The 14,226-nt window shown below is 40.7% G+C and carries 15 protein-coding genes; 7 read left to right on the forward strand and 8 right to left on the reverse strand.

Going from position 1 to position 14,226, the window contains the following annotated elements; all coding sequences use genetic code 11:
• The 4 genes from RMY00_RS33525 to RMY00_RS33540 all read left to right on the forward strand — a co-directional run bounded on the left by RMY00_RS33525 (position 1) and on the right by RMY00_RS33540 (position 4,553).
• Complete coding sequence (locus RMY00_RS33525; RefSeq protein WP_322651678.1) at positions 1-2,973, forward strand: type I restriction endonuclease subunit R; 2,973 nt, start codon at positions 1-3, stop codon at positions 2,971-2,973.
• A 192-nt stretch (positions 2,974-3,165) separates the two neighbouring features.
• The gene (locus RMY00_RS33530) at positions 3,166-3,801 is read left to right on the forward strand and encodes an AAA family ATPase (RefSeq protein ID WP_322651679.1); all 636 of its coding nucleotides are present in this window, start codon (positions 3,166-3,168) and stop codon (positions 3,799-3,801) included.
• Entirely contained in the window at positions 3,798-4,094 is a 297-nt protein-coding gene (locus RMY00_RS33535) for a hypothetical protein (RefSeq protein WP_322651680.1), read from the forward strand. Before RMY00_RS33530 ends, RMY00_RS33535 begins: the two co-directional genes overlap by 4 nt.
• Before the next feature lie 33 nt (positions 4,095-4,127).
• A complete protein-coding gene (locus RMY00_RS33540) occupies positions 4,128-4,553 on the forward strand; it encodes a hypothetical protein (protein ID WP_322651681.1) in 426 nt (141 codons plus the stop codon).
• A gap of 100 nt (positions 4,554-4,653) precedes the next feature.
• Here RMY00_RS33540 and RMY00_RS33545 read toward each other — a convergent pair whose 3' ends face one another.
• Positions 4,654-5,127: a hypothetical protein gene (locus RMY00_RS33545; RefSeq protein WP_322651682.1), complete on the reverse strand. Its 474-nt coding sequence runs from the start codon at positions 5,125-5,127 to the stop codon at positions 4,654-4,656.
• 132 nt (positions 5,128-5,259) lie between these two features.
• Positions 5,260-6,693, reverse strand: coding sequence for a cytochrome P450 (locus tag RMY00_RS33550; RefSeq protein WP_322651683.1), 1,434 nt, complete (start codon positions 6,691-6,693; stop codon positions 5,260-5,262).
• A 173-nt stretch (positions 6,694-6,866) separates the two neighbouring features.
• Here RMY00_RS33550 and RMY00_RS33555 point away from each other — a divergent pair, with 173 nt between their 5' ends.
• Positions 6,867-6,995, forward strand: coding sequence for a hypothetical protein (locus RMY00_RS33555; protein ID WP_322651684.1), 129 nt, complete (start codon positions 6,867-6,869; stop codon positions 6,993-6,995).
• 80 nt (positions 6,996-7,075) lie between these two features.
• Here the strand turns inward: RMY00_RS33555 and RMY00_RS33560 are convergent, their stop codons facing one another.
• The 6 genes from RMY00_RS33560 to RMY00_RS33585 form a co-directional block, all read right to left on the reverse strand.
• Positions 7,076-7,318, reverse strand: a complete 243-nt coding sequence (locus RMY00_RS33560; RefSeq protein WP_322651685.1) for a hypothetical protein — start codon at positions 7,316-7,318, stop codon at positions 7,076-7,078.
• 129 nt (positions 7,319-7,447) lie between these two features.
• Positions 7,448-7,693, reverse strand: coding sequence for a winged helix-turn-helix transcriptional regulator (locus RMY00_RS33565; RefSeq protein ID WP_322651686.1), 246 nt, complete (start codon positions 7,691-7,693; stop codon positions 7,448-7,450).
• A gap of 175 nt (positions 7,694-7,868) precedes the next feature.
• Positions 7,869-9,863, reverse strand: a complete 1,995-nt coding sequence (locus RMY00_RS33570) for an NACHT domain-containing protein (RefSeq protein WP_322651687.1) — start codon at positions 9,861-9,863, stop codon at positions 7,869-7,871.
• Between the two features lie 9 nt (positions 9,864-9,872).
• On the reverse strand, positions 9,873-10,349 hold the full coding sequence (locus RMY00_RS33575; protein ID WP_322651688.1) for a hypothetical protein: 477 nt from the start codon (positions 10,347-10,349) through the stop codon (positions 9,873-9,875).
• Positions 10,350-10,901: 552 nt separating this feature from the next.
• Positions 10,902-11,171 carry a hypothetical protein gene (locus tag RMY00_RS33580; RefSeq protein WP_322651689.1) on the reverse strand — a complete coding sequence of 90 codons (270 nt, stop codon included), beginning with the start codon at positions 11,169-11,171 and terminating at the stop codon, positions 10,902-10,904.
• A 508-nt stretch (positions 11,172-11,679) separates the two neighbouring features.
• On the reverse strand, positions 11,680-12,171 hold the full coding sequence (locus tag RMY00_RS33585; protein WP_322651690.1) for a hypothetical protein: 492 nt from the start codon (positions 12,169-12,171) through the stop codon (positions 11,680-11,682).
• An 88-nt stretch (positions 12,172-12,259) separates the two neighbouring features.
• On the opposite strand from RMY00_RS33585, the gene RMY00_RS33590 reads away from it, so the two are divergent.
• Positions 12,260-12,994, forward strand: a complete 735-nt coding sequence (locus tag RMY00_RS33590) for a hypothetical protein (RefSeq protein ID WP_322651691.1) — start codon at positions 12,260-12,262, stop codon at positions 12,992-12,994.
• Positions 12,995-13,038: 44 nt separating this feature from the next.
• Positions 13,039-13,785, forward strand: a complete 747-nt coding sequence (locus tag RMY00_RS33595) for a hypothetical protein (RefSeq protein WP_322651692.1) — start codon at positions 13,039-13,041, stop codon at positions 13,783-13,785.
• Positions 13,786-14,226: the final 441 nt, after the last annotated feature.

The following is a 14,226-nucleotide window of genomic DNA, read 5'->3' on the forward strand; positions in this document are numbered from 1 at the left end:
ATGGTTAGCAAAACCAACGAGCAAGCACTGGAAAACTGTATCAAAACTGCACTCGTTGAACGCGCTGGCTACGAAGAAGGAAACCCCGCAGATTTTGATCGAGAGTTTGCTATCGACCGGGAGAAATTCTGGCGCTTTTTAGAAACTACCCAGCCCGAAGAACTGGCCAAACTCAAAGACCGTCCCAACTGGCAACGCCTAATTCTGGAACGTTGCGATCGCAAAATCAAAAAAGATGGCATCCTCTCTGTTCTTAAAAAAGGATTATCCATTGATGATGCTCACCTGACCTTGCTTTACAGCCTCCCCTACAACGAGACAAATCCGGCTGTTTTAGAGAACTTTGAAAAAAATATCTTTTCGATTACCTGCCAGGTACATTACTCTGAAAGCGATGCAGGGTTATCCATTAATATTGTGCTGTTTCTTAACGGTTTAGCGATCGCCACGATGGAATTAAAAAACCCCTGGACGGGTCAAAGTGTTTACCACGCCAAAAAACAATACCGCGAAGACCGCAATCCCCAAGAACCACTGCTGCAATTTAGTCGTTGTCTAGTCCACTTTGCTGTTGATACCGATGAAGTGTGGATGACCACAAAATTAGACCATGAGAAAACTTACTTTCTACCTTTCAACAAAGGTTTTAATTTTGGCAAGGGCAACCCACCCAACCCAAATGGTCACAAATCTGCATACTTATGGGAATCTATTCTCACCCGCCAAAGTTTTACCAACATTATTGAACACTTCGCCATTCTCATCCCCGGTGATACCAAAACACCCCTTGCTCAAAAAAACCTTTATTTCCCCCGTTATCACCAACTTGATGTCGTTCGTCAACTCCTCACGGATGCCCGAACACGGGGCACAGGACAGACTTATTTAATTCAGCATTCCGCAGGTTCGGGTAAATCTAATTCCATCACCTGGACGGCATATCAGTTAATCGAACTCTACGCTAAAGGTGCAGATAGTCCCCTGTTTGATTCGGTTGTGGTTGTCACAGATAGACGCATTCTTGACAGACAACTCAAAGATAATATTAAAGATTTCTCTCAAGTAAAAAACATCGTTGCCCATGCCACCAATGCCCAAGAATTAAAAATTGCTCTAGAGAACGGTAAAAAAATTATTATTACTACAATTCAAAAATTCCCCTTTATTGTTGACGGCATTGAGGATTTGAGCAGTAGTACTTTTGCTGTAATTATCGATGAGGCTCACTCATCACAAAGCGGGAAGGCTGCTGATAACTTGAATATGACTCTCGCTAAAGAAGAGGATGAGGAAGAACCCGAAGATTTACAAGACAAAATTCTCAAAGCAATGTCAGGGCGCAAAGTTGGTAAAAATGCTTCCTACTTTGCTTTTACTGCCACACCCAAAAACGCAACTTTAGAAAAATTCGGTCGGCGCATGGCAGACGGTAAGTTCGTGCCATTTCATCTCTACTCGATGAAACAAGCAATCGAAGAAGGCTTTATTCTTGACGTACTAGCCAATTACACTACTTACAAAAGCTATTACGAAATTCAAAAATCCATTTTAGATAATCCCATCTTTGACACTGCCAAAGCCCAGAAAAAGCTCCGGGCTTATGTGGAAGGACATAAACAAACCATTGGTACTAAAGCCGATATTATGGTTACTCATTTTATCGAACAGGTATGGGTACCCAAAAAGCTCAAGGGCAAGGCCAAAGCGATGGTCGTTACCCGCAACATTGAAACTACCATTCGCTACTTCTTCGCCATCCGCGAACTGTTAAGACAGGCGAACGCACCTTTTAAAGCAATCATTGCCTTCTCTGGTAAAAAAACAGTAGACGGCATTGAATATACCGAAGACATCATCAACGGCTTCCCCAGCAAAGATATTTCCGACGAATTTAAAAAAGACGATTACAAAATCTTGGTTGTTGCAAATAAATTTCTTATTGGGTTTGACGAACCCCTGCTACACAGTATGTATGTTGATAAAAAATTGCAGTCGGTGCTGGCAGTGCAAACCCTATCTTGCCTCAATCGTTGCAACGATAAAATGGGTAAACAAGATACCTTCGTTCTCGATTTTTACAACACCGTCAGCGACATCAAAATCGCTTTTGACCCATTTTATACTGCCACATCCCTGAGCGAACCCACCGATGTTAATGTCCTCCACGATCTCAAAGAAGTTTTAGATGATGTGGGTGTTTACGAATGGTATGAAGTCGAACAATTCAACGAATTATTTTTCAACAAAGCCGAAGCAGAACAACTCAGTCCTCTCATCGACACCGCCGCATCTCGTTTCAACGCAGAATTAAGACTCGAAGACGAAGCAAAAATCGACTTTAAAATCAAAGCAAAACAGTTCGTTAAAATCTACAGCCAAGTAGCCTGTATCATTCCTTATAACAACATCCAGTGGGAAATGCTGCACTGGTTCCTGAAATTCCTTATTCCCAAACTTGCAGTTAAAAACCCCGACCAAGACCAACTCGATGAACTCCTGGAAAGTGTAGACCTCTCTACCTATGGTATTGAGCGAGTTAAATTAAATCACACCATTGAACTTGATGCTTCGGAATCTGAAATTGACCCGCAAAATTCCAATTTACGCGGCTACCATGACGATGCACCACAAAGAGACCCCCTTGATGAAATCATATCCGCCTTTAATAATCGATTTTTTACAGGCTGGGATGCTACTCCGCAAGAACAACGGGTGAAATTCATTAATATAGCTAGACACGTAATTGACAACCCCTATTACCAAAATCAAGTCGTCAACAACCCAGACGAACAAAATCGCCGTCTTGCTTTAGAAGAATTAATTAAACAAGCGATCAACAGAGAACGCAAACGTGAACTCGACTTGTACAAACGTTACGCATCTGACCCAGAATTTAAACGGGCCTTTGATGCCAGCATCATGCAGTTACTTGCTCAAGGTAATCTAGATGGATTCCAGCAGCTTTTAGGATAGAGAGCTTGTCAATAAGGTTGAGAGTAACTTTCCCAAAATTGGGAATGCCACAAACCTGAATTTTTATCTTTTTTACTCAAACTAGTTAAGTAATTAAGTAATTAAGTAGAAAACCAACTGCATTCCGATCACAGTGACATCCTTCCATTACTGGGATTATACTTATCTCAATTAAGTAATTGAGTTAAGGAAATGCCCATTATTTCGTTTTGCAATCAGAAGGGCGGTTGCGGAAAAACAGTGGGGGCAGTCCATCTAGCCGCTTGGCTGCATCGCAAACGCAAGAAAATACACTTTGTCGATGCAGATCCACAAAGCAGTGGGTCAACTTGGATGTCCCTGTTGTCTAACCAAATACCCACATCAAAAATTACTGACGCTAACGAGCTGATCGAGAGATTGCCAGAGTTTGCTGAACAATTCCAGCTTGTAGTTGTCGATGGTGCGCCAAACACGACCGAATCAACACGAGCGATTTTGTGTTTATCGGATGTTTCGGTAACACCCATTCAACCAACTGGATTGGATCTGCATTCTGCTTCAGAGGCAATAAGGCTGATCAAGTCCGCGCAAAAAATAACTGGGGGGCGGCCAATAGCAGCAGTATTCCTCTCCCGCGCATCAAAAGGAACAAGGCTAAAAGAAGAGGCATTATCATTGCTCAGTCAAATTCCCGACGTGAAGTTACTCAAAACTGTGATCCACAATAAGCAAGCCATTGCCGATTGCTTTACTCAACAATGCACCATTTTTGAAATGAAAAAAGCAGAAGATTCGGCTCAAGAGTTTGAGCAATTGTGCAAAGAGATATTGGGATTACTGAAATGAATACTAGACGAAAAAGGCTAGACGATGATACCGCTAAGTTCATTTTTCCTGAAGACGAACCGAATAAAAAAACGACTGGCGCGGCTAAAAAACAAAAGTTGCAATCTAACGATTTATTAGAGAAATTAACTCAACAATCTACACCAAGAGAAAAACCTATTCGCGTCAGTCTGGATCTATCTCCAGAAATGCACTCTAAACTTACTAACCTGGCTAACCGAACAGGTAGGAAAAAAGCTGAAATTCTCCGGGTTCTTCTAGAGCAAGCGTTTGAGGGGATTGATCTAGAGTAATGAGTTACTCAATTACTTAACTTAATTACTTATTTGTGGAGACTTGGTATTGGATTATTTTTACTGTTAGAGTTATATAATGCGATGTTGTTTTTAGTGACTTGTGTAATCGATGAAGGCGTGTATGACAGTTCGTTTATTGTCGTAGAGGCAGAATCTGATCTAGAGATTGCCGAACACATGCTGTCCAACACATCAAAATGGAAATGGTTTCTAGACCGAGCATATCCGCATGATTGGCAGCATCGTCAACAAAAATTTGCAGGTTCTTTAATGGACTGTATCCGAGAAAATCCTGCGATGAGTCCACAAGAATTACTGGATTTGATTAACATCACTTCTGTGGACGGTGACTCAACATCGCAATTGCGAATTTATCCAATCACCGTGCGATCGCTGCGAGAGGTAGAAACTGATCCTTGGAAACGGGAAGACCTAAAAAGAAGTACTGGCTATTGAATTAGTGAGCTAACGGGTGGCACGAGCCATCCTTTTTTTTACTTATGAGAATTTGGCTTACCAAGTATTGAATATTTTACTAGCCAATCGTTATTAGGTTTCAATCCCAGTGATTGAAAATGATTTGTCCTATTTGATTCGGTGTCCAGTATCGATAATCTTTTAACTCTTCTGCACTCAAATCTGCAACATGTTCTTCTGTTGGATCAGTTTCTAAATACTCTTTAGTCAGCACCTCATACTTCAAGGACTCAAATGCAGGCACCTCATACTCCAAGGACTCAAATGCAGCTTGCAATAGTGGCACATCAAAAAAAACAAATGGTATATCTTCTGTGCTGCTGAAAGCGAGCATATAATAATTTAGCAGGATGGTGACATTCATACTGTTACAGTTATGATATTCCCGCAATTGCATACGGCACAAGCGATAATTTCTGTACTGTCCACCCTCTCTCACTTCTAAAACTTTTGCATGTATGGTACGTGCAACTTCATAGCAGTCAGCACGAAACTGTTTCAAATCCCGAAATCCAATACCTCTACTAATGCCTCTGGGTAATTTTTTTATCATTGTTAAAATTAGATGCCCTGATAGTAAAGCTTACAGGCATAAAGAACTTAACTTATAAGAAAGTCGCTGCGGTCAAATAATTCGTTGCTCTACACTATCAGTCAGAAGAAAAAGCCGTATTTTGCGAGAAAGTCAAACTCGGCGTGTAAACTTCATTTGGTAATCATCCCTGAGCTTTTTGAGAGGAAACTGGACAAACTTGGCTTCGCCTGTTGCTTCCCAGTTAAACATTTGTAGCAAATGAGACGCGAACACTTTTGTAATTGCGATCGCCATCTGCGCTCCCAGGCAAGCATGGACACCGCCACCAAAGGGAATAAATTGATACATCTTGTCTTCGCTACGTGACGGCAGAAAACGCTCTGGTGCAAATATTTCTGGTTCGGGAAAGTACTCTGGTGTAATGTGTGCGATTCGTGGTTCTGCAATAATTACACAGCCTTTATTATAGAGTACGCCATCAAGTACCACAGACTTGGTGAGTAGACGACTGGCTGTAGAACTGGGTGGTAGAGTACGTAGTGTTTCCTTAATTGTTGCCTCTAAATATACCATTTGCTTTAACTGTTCGGGTGAGAACATAGTGACTTGACTGTTTCCACCTGTAAGAGTGGCTTGCTCAAGTCGCAGTCGTGAAATAACTTGCGGATGGCGGGCAATTTGGTACATGAGCGAAGATATCAGCCCGGATACCTCATAATCCGATGCCCATAATTGCAGTAAACACTGATTCTCTATTAACTGATCACTAAATACTCCATCGGGATTTTCTTGCTGGCTGTCTAGCATCATTGAGAGGAAATCAGCCGTGGGCTGGATAACTTTGTCCTCACCTCGCCGCCTTTGCACCACAGCACGCATAAATTCTAAGAGTTTGGTACGTGCCGAAAGCCCACGCCCGTATTTTGTCAAGGGAGACTTCCATTGAGACAAACCATAGAAACCATCAAAGTATGTTTTGTACAGAGCTTTTAACTCTGCTTTTGACGTAATTGGTAGTCCTTTGAAAGAGAGAGGAGCAGAGTCATCTAAACTGATTCCCAATAGCACAGGGGTGAGTATATCAAAGCAAATCTTCTCCACTGCCGGGTATACCGCTATGGTACTGGGGGTAGTCCAGCTATTCATCCCACGCACAATTACGTCATTGATTAGCGGTGTATAGCCATCAAGTACACGACCAGTCATTCCGGGTGCGAGTGCATTTTTACGCTGACGATGCAAATCGGGTCTTTGAAACAGACTGTACTCACCAAACATATCCATTGTGGTTGCTGGCAGTGCAATCTCTGTATATCTCAAATCTCCATTAAATGCCATTTGAATAGCTTTAGCGTCGCCTACAAAGATGGTAGTGCGACCAAAGACTCCTGTGTTAAAAATAGGGCCATACTCTTGCAAATTTTGGCGACAGAATCGATCCGGATTCGCAATGTAGCTAAATGTGTCATACCACTTTGGCTTTCTTGGTGGAGTGGTAGTGCCAGTAGGTGGCGCTTGCCCATCCTCAATTACTTTTACTTCTTCAGCATTGGCAATGTTGTGCATAGCGGCAGCGAAGCTCAAATTTATTCTAGTGTTCTCGGTTTGTTCAAATAGGTGGAGATGCCGGCGCACTTTCGGAAGGTGTATGCAGTGCTATTACTCCACACTTTCATTCCCAGTAATTGTAGCGTTTGATAGGCTATTTTTACGCCTTGTACGTGAAAACCTGTACTGTTTAGTATTGGGAATGGTTGTTGACAATACCACACCCATTATCCAGCACTTGGGGACATCTCAGAAATAGCGATCGCCTTTATAATGCGATGGCTAAAGTTCCCGATCGGGATGAGGTGCGAAATCTTGCATTATTGCAGAAGCCATAACCAATTATGGGAATGTAAGAGCGATAAAATTCCCAACGTTGGGAATTGCTGAAAATCTGAGAGGATAAAATAAGTCTAATTTAGCACTGCAAAAATCTGGCATCTTGCTTAGACTGTCCCATGTACCCATCTCTAAGTTCTAATTTTTCAGGGCAACGGGCAACGAAATCATCAAACTTAAGGGGGTTAGTTCCTAAACCAATTTTATCTAAATCCTTTTTCTTAACCATACTGATAGCACTCCTGATAACAAAATAAATTAGGTGATTGGCGGTTTTATTACCTGGAAATCCCAGCATTGGGAAACTGACTTCATTAACCAATAATTCATCGAAATAGATTAGGGATATACAAGCTTTGTAATTTCCCGTCCCACTCTCTATTTTTTGTGATTAGATACGTTGACCAATAAAAACCAAACGCCCAAGGTATAGTCCGAGGGCGTTTGGTTCCTATCGAAGCGCTTTCAGCCGCGCTAACAATTTAGGATTTTTGGGCTTGGACATTAACTTGTAGAGCCAAGCAGGACGTACATCCTTGTAAACAACCAACCCTTCTTGAATTAAGTAATTCAGGCATCGGTTGACTGTAGGTCTGCTTAAATTGGTAGCCTCAGCCAGATCCTTGGCAGTTATCCAAGAACTAGCCTGAGCTAATTCCCCATAGATATCTATGAGGGAATTAGAAATTACTTTCATGTACGATCGCTCCTTTTGTAGTAATTAGTAGCGTGAGAAGCTTGTTAAGGCTGATGTGCTACTAGGATGCGATGCGTTGCGTTGAGTCGTATGACTCGCTTATTATATCAAGTAAATCGAATAATTTTATTCTCGAAACTTGTGTGCGTTAATATATTTTCGTTAATATATTTTCTTAATCTCGCCTGAACTCCATTTGAGCGAAGTGGTCTTGCAGCAGCTTGTGGATGAAGCGGTAGCGACCACCTACACGCTGGAGCAATACGCGCTCGGTGCTGTAGTCGAGGAAACGGGCGTAGTCCCAGGGGATGTAACCGTTATGGTAGAGAATAAGGCGTAGCGTGAAGTGTTGAATGCAGGTTATACCACCAAAACTCAGCCCAATAGTAAGCCCTACATACAGCCCTGCAAACAGCCCTGCAAACAGCCCTTCAAACAGCCAAACAATAAGCCCTGCAATCAGCCCAAAAAAAACAGTATTGTAGATAGATTTCCAAATACCTTGATTAGGATATTTTTTATTTTCTATAATATCAACCTGCCTTCCAATCAGCCCTCCATTAAACCCATAAATCACCACTCCAATCAGCACTCCAATCAGCACCACATTAGTTAGCCCTCCATTCAGCCCATTAGTTAGCCCTCGTAGAAACAGCAAAATAGTAAGCGTTCCCATTATCCCCAAAGTCATAGAAATTATATTTTCTTGATTTATTTTTTTGATAAAAACTTTTTCATTTATATCTATTGTCACATGATTTGTAACCTGAAGAAAAATCAAACCTGCCGTCATCAGCCCAACAGTAAGCCCTCCACTCAGCCAAAAAGTTAGCCCTTCATACAGCCCAGAAATTAGCCCTGCTATCAGCCAAAAAATCAGCCTATAGCTAAATCTTTTAGATTTTTTAATCCAGTTGGGCTGCATTTCTTCAATCAAAAACTCCGTTTTCGATTCTCGCTGCATTTGTTGAGCTAACCAAACAAGCCACATTCGCGTTTGTCTAGCATTAGGAGTTTTGTTCTTCAAATACGCCCTACTGTTAATGTCCCGTGTCAACATCTGCCCTACATAGGCATCTAGCAAATACTGATGACGTTCTGCTGTAGAGTTCAAATGCTGCCATTGTTCAACATTTATTTCTTGAAATGCTACAACAGTAATGCTGAGTAGTAAGGGAGTTTTAACCAAGTCTAGTAAATCTAAATCGCTACTGATGGTTGACCAAACTCCTATAGAATTTATAGAGGTTAGATAATCACAAATTTGATTGGTGCTTAAATCCTGTAAGTATATAGCACCGTTAATTTGTAATTGAGTAGCGTAGTTCCTATATTCCTCACTCCGACTACCAACAACTAGATAAAGAGGTTTAATTTCGCTTGTTAAAAACTGATTAATTGCATCAACACAAATTTCTTGACGCTGTGGCTCAAGTTCATCCAGACCATCAAGCAATGGTAGTAATTGTTTATTATCTACCCAGTCTTTACCAAGTTTGATTGGGACACAATATTTAGATTTAAGTTCAGCCACTAACCAATCAGTTAGAGGTTGTCGGTCATCTTTCCATGAGGACAGGTTGAATAAAACGGGAACGGGATAATCAGGCTGTTCTTCTGCACGGCTAACTAAAGCTTGAGCCAGTTCTAATTGTGTGGTAGTCTTGCCTGACCCAGGCTCACCTAAAATTAACAATTTACCAGCAATTTCTGTTGAATCAAAAACTTGCAAAATTGTTGTGGTATCTGGGAGAGGTACAGCAGGCTTTAAGCCAATTTTTATTTCAGCATCCCAAGGTCTTTTTACTTGTTGCGGTTGTGATTCCTTCCCCAAATTAATCAGCACGGCATTGTGTAGAGACTGCCTTAATCGTACTGTAACTTCCTGTTTTACGTCTGCAAGTAATAACCGTTGATTGTGTTCTCGTGCGGGATTTCCTACGGGTGCTAGCTGTTGACCAAAGATTAATTCCTTGACGACGAGCATCAAGTTGTTATTACCCTGAACTACTGTGTTGCCATCCCCCAGAACAGATTGGTTATCATTACCCTGAACGGCTCGGTTTTGATTACCTTGAACTACATTTTGAGGTATGGAACTATCAGCCTGCTGCCTTGAGCTTGCATCAGGCTGTTGTGGTTCAGAGTTATCAGGTGGCTGGTGACTCATAATTCAGTTTTATAACCCCAATAGGTGAGAACCAGCAGCCATGCCTAACCAAGTTGCAACTTTCACAATAATCGGTTTAGCTATTGTCCAGACTTTCTGACCAGCTTCCACGCCCTTACTCGTTTTTTCAAGTGTTTCTGCCACAGTTCCCAAACGCTCTAACGCACGTTGTTTATTTGGTTCTTCTTTGTCTGTGGCTTTCTTCGCTGCACTCAAGTCTTCAATTACTTCTTCTTTAGTGTCGGCTGGAAGTTCTGCACCTTTAATTAAAGTTTCCAGTTGCGCCAGTAACTTGACAACATCTTCTTTAGTGAGAGATTCAGAGGTTTCTGCACCCACTTGGTTATGTTGCGTCACCTGATTACCATCACCAAGCACACCTTGGTTATTCTCACCTTGAATTGCGCGGTTGTTATCGCCTTGAACGTTATTAACGTTTCCACCTACAGAACCACCAACTGAAAAGCCACTGGGATTATTAGTCATAGTACCTACCTATTCTACATTTGAATAAAAACTAGGGCTAGTAGCGCATTTCTATTTTGGATACAGATATACCATAAGCAATTCCAGAATTTTAACGGTTTAAGTTAATTTTCTATTTCTTCCGTCAGAATTTAATGTAAATTGCAAGTCATAAATACCATAGTACGAGGTGCAACCTTAACAGGGGGTGTATATCATTATCAAGTGCGTGAATTTTCAACAGAGTGTAAACCTGCTGTTTTTAAACGGTAAAATCATTAACTAGTTTGAAGAAACAATTTTGAGAGAATCTCACCTAAGAAGTATCAAAATTGTTTCTTTACCCAATAATTAGAGAAATATTATGTACTTTGCAGATTTATCTGACCTGGAGAAACATAAAAACAAGTTTGGAATGATTCAACTTAGTTCTAGCGAATCCTTACAGATTCTTAAGAAGTTTGCCTAGACGTAATCGATTTTTTGAACCATTGATCACAAGAAAAAAATGGTGTTAGGAATCAATGGCTCAAAAAATAAATAGAATTGTGCCCCAGACTCTTATTAGACAACTTAGTGTCCATCCGCTTGTTCAGGGCTTGGGGTTGAAACTTTCAAGTTGTCTCCCTGCTTGCTCACTGAAAAGTCCGGCTCATTTTTGCTACTTTGAGCAAGACCAGCAGCACCAGCTATTGCTGTTCCTGCAAGTCCAAGCCCCGCAGAGAATTGGCCTGCATCCTTTCCGTTTGGCGAGACTATAACAGCAACAGCAATGACTGCTCCAATCGTTGCTATAAACATGGGGGTTATAGCTCGAATTACTTCTGGGGTGAGAGATTTCATAGAGGTAAGTTATGGAATTGATTTGTTCATGGAGTAAATACACGGCATCAAATTCAAATTCCAGAATCTTATCGCCAGAATCTTCATCGCCACAGCTTCGGAAACCGTCTACACCCTCTGTGTAGACATGAAAGAGATAGTGAGGCGGTAACGCAGAGATATCAGTTAGAAACGGCGATCGCTTTGTTTCAACAAGGAATGAGCCTATACCAAACTCTCTCAACTTAATCTCCAGAAGAAAAGGGAGCAAGCAAAGGACTAGATAAATTTTCATAAATGCCGGAACCTGATTGAGCATTCCCAAATTGGGAATGGGCATTAATTCTTTAAACTGGATATGAATTATTTAATGCACAATATGAGATTTTTGGCTCTGTGCGGCGGTTATTGGCTTATTCGTTAATTCTCAGAATTGTTAATCAAATTGCTCCTATCAGCGTATGTTTCCAGATGCGATAAATTCAGCTTCAGGAATCGCACACTTGTAAATCTTTAATCAATTAAATTACTATATCGATGAAACAGGTATTGGGCTGGCATACTCAAGCAATCGCTCCCATCCCCAGAGCCATGCAGTTTTTACAAGGATCTCTTTACCATTGCTGAATTTTATAAATTCTCCACCTCCCTCAAAAAATACATCAACAACCAACTGATTCCGCACATCGCGTCCCCACATTTTTTCTGCCGCATTCCACCAGCGTTGCCCAGGTGAAGAGAACATCTCCCTTTCTAAATATTCATCGCGCCATGCTTTCGGCTTCCAATTATCCTGTAGCGCACGGATTAATAAAGCATTGGGGAAAATCTCTTTCTCATGTTCGCTCAACCACAGGGCATATTCAATTGCACTTCGCAAGGCATCCTCTAAGTCATACGAACAACCTTCAAGTGCATCTTGGACTTCGGCATCTGCAAAATTCACATCGATAGTTACCAGCGCTGGTTCGTATTTTTTAAATACCTCGTACTCAACCGATTCAAAATCCCAAAACCACATAGTACACCCTTAACTATGTTGAACTCCATTTCTAGTAGATTACTATCATAATTATCTTGCAACAAGAGATTTAGTTAAAAAGAAGATTATGGTCTTAAATTTATCTCACCCGGAAAAAAACAGTAACAAGTTTGGTGTAATTCAATTTGATTTCAGCCGCAAGGTGGACTTTCTGATCTCTCTACTAGCTAAAACGGATATCAGATTTTCTCCCTTTGATTATCATGTCCCCCAGGTAACGAGTTATCTGATTACACTTGATGAGTGGCGCTCTTGGCTCAATCAAACCCTTGCTAAGGACGATCCTCGATGGTATTGGCGAGTTGACGATATCGTATCTGAAGCTCAAAAGGAGGTTGACGATTGTCGTCAAATGTTCTCTCCTGAGCTAATTGAAAATGACGATTGTCGTCAAATGTTCTCTCCTGAGCTAATTGAAAATTTAGATTGGTCAGCTATTCGTGAAATTTATGTTAAACGGATAACTTGGTTTGATCAGCAGTATCGGCAAGTAGCCCAGGAATACTCAACTCCCCTTCAGGATGGAATAGAAGAAGAATGGATGCAAGATACCAGAATAATTGAGGCGTGGGAGGTTTACCAAAGTACCCTTAAGCGTAATCCCAATATACATGAATTGCTTCATACACCTACTAACTATCCAAGTGGCGAGATTGATTCAATATACAAAGTTTACTTTGTAAATTATCCAGAAGTTGTTAAATGTAGTATTGGCATCAACACAATTATCGGTATACCTAAAGAAGCAGGGTTTAACATTCAATCGGTAATTGATGAAATTGAACGACTTGTTAGGGAGTAGTAAGCGAAGGCTAGTATATTGTTTTTAAGCTTTAATTTAAACAGATGATAACAAGCGATGACTCGACTATTGGAGATATAATTACTGGCTCATCCAGCTGTATTGACTTTGCCTTCTGGGTACTCGTACAAGACGGACTGCAAGTGCCCCCGTTCGATAAACACACTGGCGGTAATCGAATTCTTCAGTCTCTTGGGATGACACAAAAATCTTGGCACGAGTGGCTAAGACGCATACTAATTGGGCATGATACCCGACTACTTGGGCACGTACCAGATATCGATGCTGAAATTGAACGATATATAAACGCAGAGAAGGAAGCATTTGATGGTGGTCGTGAGCATGATCCAGATAACATCATTTGTGATGAACTTTGGTGTGAGCAAAAATCTCTTGTTTATCGAGCAATGTTAAATCGCAAACAAGAGGTTTATATTGAAGCGCTTGCCGATTATCCCGGCATGGATCTAAAGTTTATTCAAGAGAATAAAGCGCCGCAGTTATGGCAGGATAATCCAGAAATACAGGGAATACTAAACCAACTGTGGAGTGATTATGAACCACTAAAATACTCAAATAAATTCATCGAGTCAGTTTTGATTACTCCGAGAATGTGGGACATAGAAGAAAAGCCTCCGACATTGAAGCATCGAGAAATGTATCTTGTAGATTATCCGTATGAAGTAGAACTATTTGTAGAGCCGATATTTGCTATTGTCGCAATCCCTAACCGTCCAGTTCATCGGACAGATTTAGACCGAAGAATGTTCAATATTCTTCAAAACTCATAAACTTGGAAGCGTTAGGGGAACGGGCATTAATTCTTTCAACTGGATATTAATTTTTTAACGCACAATATGCGATTTTTGGCTCTGTGCGGCGGTTATTGGCTTATTCGTCATTCTCAGAATTGTTAATCAAATTGCTCCCATCAGTAAAAATACTATTGTGTCTATTGACAATTAGGATTAAAAAATCTGACCATAATCAAGCTAATGTGTCTGGAAATAATACCCTAGTATTTAAAGAAGTTAGGTTAAAAAAAACAGTCTAGTCAAAAACTTCATACAAGATTACCGCTAACTTGTATGTTTAAAAGCCTATTAAACTTTTATAGCATCAGAAGTCTATTTACCGCGTTACTCTAATTACTTCACAATATAAATATGTTTTTTTTCTAAAGGTTACTTTTAAATCTTGTCAATTGTTGTACACAGTATGCCAAGCTATGG

This window comes from Nostoc sp. ChiVER01 (genome assembly GCF_034531155.1).
Classification (GTDB): domain Bacteria; phylum Cyanobacteriota; class Cyanobacteriia; order Cyanobacteriales; family Nostocaceae; genus Nostoc.